Origin of the sequence: Okeania sp. SIO2F4, assembly GCF_010672385.1 — a bacterium.
GTDB lineage: Bacteria > Cyanobacteriota > Cyanobacteriia > Cyanobacteriales > Microcoleaceae > Trichodesmium.
Window position 1 is genome coordinate 1 of record NZ_JAAHGT010000602.1, and the last position, 5,992, is coordinate 5,992.

Below are 5,992 nucleotides of genomic sequence, written 5' to 3' on the forward strand. Positions count from 1 at the left end.
GAGTTTAAGCATTAACTAAATATAAACCCGCCCCAAAATAAATACGCACCTTACTGGATTGTTTCATCTTAAATGGTGCATTAGTAAAAAAGGGTCAAACCTTCCAGGGCAAGAATTATAGGCAAAAATCTAATGCACAGTTTTAGCTTAAACAGTCCACTACTAGACCTGGACTTGAGGACTTGATGTAAGCTTACAACGGGTTTGATATTAGACAGAATCAGGATCAACCCCTAACTCTTTTAGTTTAGCAGCCAGACGTTCAGCCCGTTGACGTTCTTGTTCGGCTACTTCTCCTGGCAATAATACCAAATTTCCTTGGGAGTCATAAAATCGTAACCACACTGCCGACTCTTGGAGAATAGTTCCTTCCCAAGTACCCAACCATAACTCTAACTCCTCGCACCACAACCATCCTCGATCGTTCCGCTGTAGCTCCTGATATTTCTTGTTTTCTAGATGCCATCCCTTTAATGACTTCCGATCGAATGGATTAAAAATGAAATAATTTGGAGTACGGAATGTGCGCTCGTAAATATCCTTTTTTTTGCCAATGTCTACACTAGCAGTTGAAGGAGATGTGAGTTCAACTATCACATCTGGATAACGACCTTCTTCTTCCCAAACTACCCATCCTTGACGATCTGTCTTGCCATCAACGTCCAAAACCACAAAGAAATCAGGACCTTTGTAATCGCGATTTCTCGCTTGAGTGCTACTATAATAAATAAACATATTGCCACCAGCAAAAAAGTCGCTACGATCCGACCAATGTTGGTACAAGGAATCTATCAGAAGATTCATGGCAATACGGTGACGTTTACTTTCCAAGAGTTCTCCATCATCAAAGATTAAATCTGTAGGTGGCATGGGTGGTTCCCAGTCAGGAGTGACTTCGGTTACTAACTCGGTTTTGGGAGATGTTTCTGTAGTCATTGTTAGCCCCCTCCAATTGTGTTTTCATTATTTAGAATAGCATAGATTGAATAATCAGGACTTACGCAGAGACTCTAGATATAGCGAGGGCGAATACCATTCGCCCCTACAGATGGTGGTTTAACAGTCAATTTGCGTAAATCCTGTAATATAGGGCTACGCGCTAGGAAATAGGAAACAAACGATCGCCTTGTAGGGACGTTGCATGCAACGTACCTACTTTCTGCTTTGATCGCCTCTAACAAAAAAACTATCCTCGTCTAACTTTCTCTACACCATCCTTATCCTTGCTGTCACTATAACCAGTTTTCCCGTTACCGTTACGGTTAACATGACCATTGCCATTGCCGTTAACATAACCATTCCCCTCAAAGGCTGCATCCATTTCATAACTCTCTGCCAAGTCTTGAGCAGACTTACGAAATAAACTCGACTGCAAACCTTTCGCTATCACATAAAATACTGGCACTACATATAAACTCAAAATCGTAGACACTAACATTCCACCCATAACCGACATACCAATAGAAACCCGACTCGCAGCACCCGCACCAGAAGCAAAAGCTAATGGCATTACTCCGAAAATAGTTGAAAACGCCGTCATTAAAATCGGACGAAACCGTAACCGCGAGGCTTCAACCGCTGCCTTAGTAATAGACATTCCCTCTGCCAACAATTGGTTAGCAAATTCCACAATCAAAATAGAATTTTTAGTTGCCAAACCAATTAACATAATTAACCCAATCCGACTATAAACATTAATCTCTAACTCCGCTAACCACAACGCTCCAAACGCACCCAACAACGATAACGGCACCGCCAACAAAATCACAACTGGATCGATATAACTTTCAAACTGAGCTGCCAAGGTCAAGAAAATAAAAATCAACGCTAACCCAAAAAGATATACTGTTGCTTGACCAGCATCTCGAAACTGGGATGACTCACCCTTTAAATCTATCCGCATATCGGCAGGCAATATCCTGTCTGCCAAATCATACAAAGCCTGCAACGCATCACCTAAACTAACTTCTGGTGCAGGACTTCCTGTAATTGTTGCCGAACGAAAGCGGTTAAAATGGTTAATCTCAGGAGGAGTTGTGCTTGTCTTCACAGTCACCACATTACTCAAAGGTATCATCTCCCCTTCCTCGGTTCGCACATATAGATCCTCAATATCTTGGAGATTATTGCGAAACTCATTCTCAGCTCGCACAATTACATCATAGCGTTGATTTCCTTGGGTAAAGTTCGTAATATCTTCCCCACCCATCATAATTTGTAATGTCTGAGCAATATCCTCTACTGATATTCCTAAATTAGCAGCTTGGGAACGATTAATTTCTACTGTTATCTCAGGTTTATTAATTGTTAAGTCTGTATCAATATTACTTAGTTGGGGTAACTGTTGCGCCTCATTGCTAAATTCTTGAGATACTCGCGCTAATTCTTCAAAATCATTTCCCTGCAAGACAAACTGCACCGGACGACTACGACCTGTACCGGGTAATGAACCAGGATTAATCGGGAATACTCGTCCATCTGTAATTGACGCAAATGCTCCAAATAAGCGTTTGACAACTTCTTGTTGTGCTTGTTCCGGTTTTGTTCGTTCTGACCAGGGTTTGAGATTGGTGAAAGCAAAAGCTCGGTTAGCTTGAGCGACTCGACCGAATCCGGTAATACTGAAATAACCTCTCATTTCTGGCACTTGAGCAAGTTTATCTTCTACCTGAAGCATAACGTTATTGGTATATTCAACGCTTACTCCTTGTGGTGTAGATACAGAGACAAATACCCGTCCCCGGTCTTCTGTAGGCAAAAATCCTTGAGGCAACTGTTGGAATAACCAAACTATTACCCAAAAAGATAAGACAAATCCTAAAATTACTAATGGTTTGACTCCCATCAACAGACGTAATGAGCGATCGTATATTACTGAGATGCGACTTAGAGCATAATCAAATAAGTCTAGGGGAATGGCAACTAGACGGGAGAGAAAATTTCTTTGTTTTCCTGATTCGTGTTTTTTGAGAATTCTCCCTGACAATGATGGTGCAAGAGTTAAAGCAACGAAGGTAGAAAATACTACTGACACTGCAAGAGTTAGGGCAAACTCATTAAATATTTGTCCGGAACTCCCTCCAGAAAATCCCACAGGTAGAAATACTGCAATTAAGACAATGGTTGTGGCAATTACAGCAAATACGACTTCCCTTACTCCTAATATTGCTGCTTCCATGGGAGTTTTGCCTTCCTCTTGAATATATCGAACAATATTTTCTAAGACCACAATAGCGTCATCTACTACCAAACCTGTTGAGAGGGTGAGAGCAAATAGGGTAAGAGTGTTGATGGAAAATCCCATGAAAAACATTACCCCAAAAGCACCAATGAGGGAAACAGGAATAGTAATAGTAGGGATGAGAGTTGCTCGCCAATCTCGCAAAAATACATAGATAACTAAGACAACTAAAACAATAGCTAATAGCAAACTTTTCCAAACTTCTTTGATGGCAGCTTCTACAAATGTTGAGTAGTCAACACTGACGTAATATTTCATTCCATCTGGAAAATCTTTAGATAATTCTTCCATCTTAGTTTTGACACCCGTGGCAACTTCCATAATATTTGCCCCGGAAAGTTTACTAATTCCCAGACCTATTGCTGGTTTTCCATTGTAGCGGGCAATTGTACGATCGCTCTGTGCTCCAATTTCTGCTCTCCCAATATCTCTTAATCTTGTGAAAGAGTTGTCATCATTTCGTCTAATAATCAGGTTTTCATAAGCTTCGGGAGTTTGCAGACGACCAACAGTACGAATCGGATATTCTGTAGATTTTCCTTCTATTCTACCACTGGGAATTTCTACATTTTGTCGTCTGAGAGCTGCTTCCACATCTAAAGCGGTAATATTTCGAGCAGCCATTTTTTTAGGATTTAACCATAGTCGCATAGCGTAGCGACGTTCGCCACCGATTAAAATACTACCCACCCCATCAACAGTTTCTAAAACATTTTTGATAAATTTATCTGCATAGTTACTTAACTCCAATGGTGAATATTTTTCCCCAGTTAAAGCTAACCAAATAATTCTTTCTTCATCGCTACTTCGTTTAGAAACTACTGGCGCATCAACTTCATCGGGAAGTCTTCTGATGGCGCGGGAGACACGACTACGAACATCTTGAGCTGCTGCTTCTATATCGCGACTCAGTTCAAATTCAACGTTTATAGAACTAGAACCCTCCCTTGTACTAGAGGTGAGAGTTTTGACACCTTCGACGCCATTAATTTCTGCTTCTAGAATTTCTGTTACTTCTGTTTCTACTACTTCTGGGTTAGCTCCTGGGTAGTTGGTTCGCACGCTGACCACTGGGGGGTCGATACTAGGAAATTCTTGTACTGGTAAGCTAACATAACCCACTAATCCTACTAGGATAATTAGTAGGGAACACACTGAGGCAAATACTGGTCTTTTGATGAAAAAATTGGTAAACATTTTATTGAAATTCAAAAGTCAAAAGTCAAAAGTCAAAAGTAATATTTTGACTATGACTAAGTGGGAAAATATAATTACATCTTAAGCGTAAAAAGGTAGTTTCTAAAGTTAAAATTAAAAGTTCAAAAATTAAAGGTAATATTTTGTTGTAACTGAGTGGGAAAACCTGATGATATCTTAACTGCTAATCCCTAGTTTCTCAAATTATTAATTAAAATTTACACTAAGATTTTAACTGTAAATAAGTAGAAAAAACTGATTACATCTTAACTGCAAATAGCTAGTTGATTTGGTTATTGATTTGAGAAAATTCAAGAAGCTGAAACCCTCTTTGTGTAAATTCAAAAGTCAAAATTCAAAAGTAATATTTTGAGGGTAAATAAGTTGGTAAATCTGATAACATCTTAACTGCAAATACTTAGTTGATTTGGTTATTGATTTGGGAAAATTCAAGAAGCTGAAATCCTCTTTGTGTAAAGTCAAAATTTAAAAGTAATATTTTGAGGGTAAATAAGTTGGTAAATCTGATAACATCTTAACTGCAAATACTTAGTTGATTTAGTTATTGATTTGGGAAAATTAAATAAACTGAAACCCTCTTTGTGTAAATTCAAAAGTCAAAATTCAAAAGTAATATTTTGACAGTAAATAAGTGGGAAAATCTGATTATATCTTAAACTATAAATACCTAGTTGATTGGATGATCCAAGCAACTTTAACCCTCTTAGCGCTAAGAAAAAGAATGTTTTGGTAAACTTTTTCCTCCTAATACCTCCTTTTTTCCTCTTCTTCTGCGTCCTGACTACTGACTCCTGACTCCTACTTTTAACTTTGATTAAGTGGAAAAATCTAATTACATCTTAACTACCATAGCTAGTATATTTGATTCGTGAAAATTAAAGGAACTGAAACCGTAGATAGAAAGATTATTGCCAGAGACATTGGCACGATTCCTGAAGGATAGATATAATAAACATATTCAGAAGTTTGGGTAATCTTATGAATAACCTCCAAACCAAATTATCAACAGATGTGTGGGTGAAAGCTACTTGGGATGAGTATATCCAAACTGTTCAGGAACAAGAAGAGACTAAATGCTATTATCACAATGGACAACTAAGAATTGAAATGGCTCCCCAAGGTTACGACCATTCTTATGATAATTTCTCCATCGGATATGCTGTAGCTTTATTCAGTGGTATCAAAGCTATTCCCTTAGTAGGACTTACTAACTGCTCTTTCCGAAAAATTGGTGAAACAGAAGCGCAACCAGACCTAGCATTCTACATTGGTGAAAATGCAGAAACTATTCCCCCAGATACAACTATTGTCGATCTAGATGTTTATCCACCTCCCGACCTAGTAATTGAAATTGCCAAAACATCTTTTGCTGATGATATTGGCAGTAAGCGAATGCTCTATGAAAAACTAAACTGTAGTGAATATTGGGTTGTAAACGTAGTTTATGCTCAACTAATTGCTTTTGCCATTGCTTCTGGTGGGAGTAGAGCGATCGCCAAATCACAAGTTTTACCTCCATTACCTTTTAGTTTA

General features: G+C 38.6%; 3 protein-coding genes. 1 reads left to right on the forward strand and 2 read right to left on the reverse strand.

Translation table 11 applies throughout. From position 1 onward, the window contains the following. Window positions 1-210 precede the first annotated feature (210 nt). Entirely contained in the window at window positions 211-936 is a 726-nt protein-coding gene (locus F6K22_RS28510) for a Uma2 family endonuclease (RefSeq protein WP_293105860.1), read from the reverse strand. A 250-nt stretch (window positions 937-1,186) separates the two neighbouring features. Then, window positions 1,187-4,438, reverse strand: coding sequence for an efflux RND transporter permease subunit (locus F6K22_RS28515; protein WP_293105862.1), 3,252 nt, complete (start codon window positions 4,436-4,438; stop codon window positions 1,187-1,189). 999 nt (window positions 4,439-5,437) lie between these two features. Between F6K22_RS28515 and F6K22_RS28520 the strand changes: the two genes are divergently transcribed. Beyond that, the coding region (locus tag F6K22_RS28520; protein WP_293105864.1) for a Uma2 family endonuclease at window positions 5,438-5,992 on the forward strand (555 nt) is incomplete at its 3' end.

What these genes read in the sequence shown, in the direction of transcription:
- F6K22_RS28510 (WP_293105860.1), bottom strand. Translation starts at nt 936, where the DNA reads ATGACTACAGAAACATCTCCCAAAACCGAGTTAGTAACCGAAGTCACT.
- F6K22_RS28515 (WP_293105862.1), bottom strand. Translation starts at nt 4,438, where the DNA reads ATGTTTACCAATTTTTTCATCAAAAGACCAGTATTTGCCTCAGTGTGT.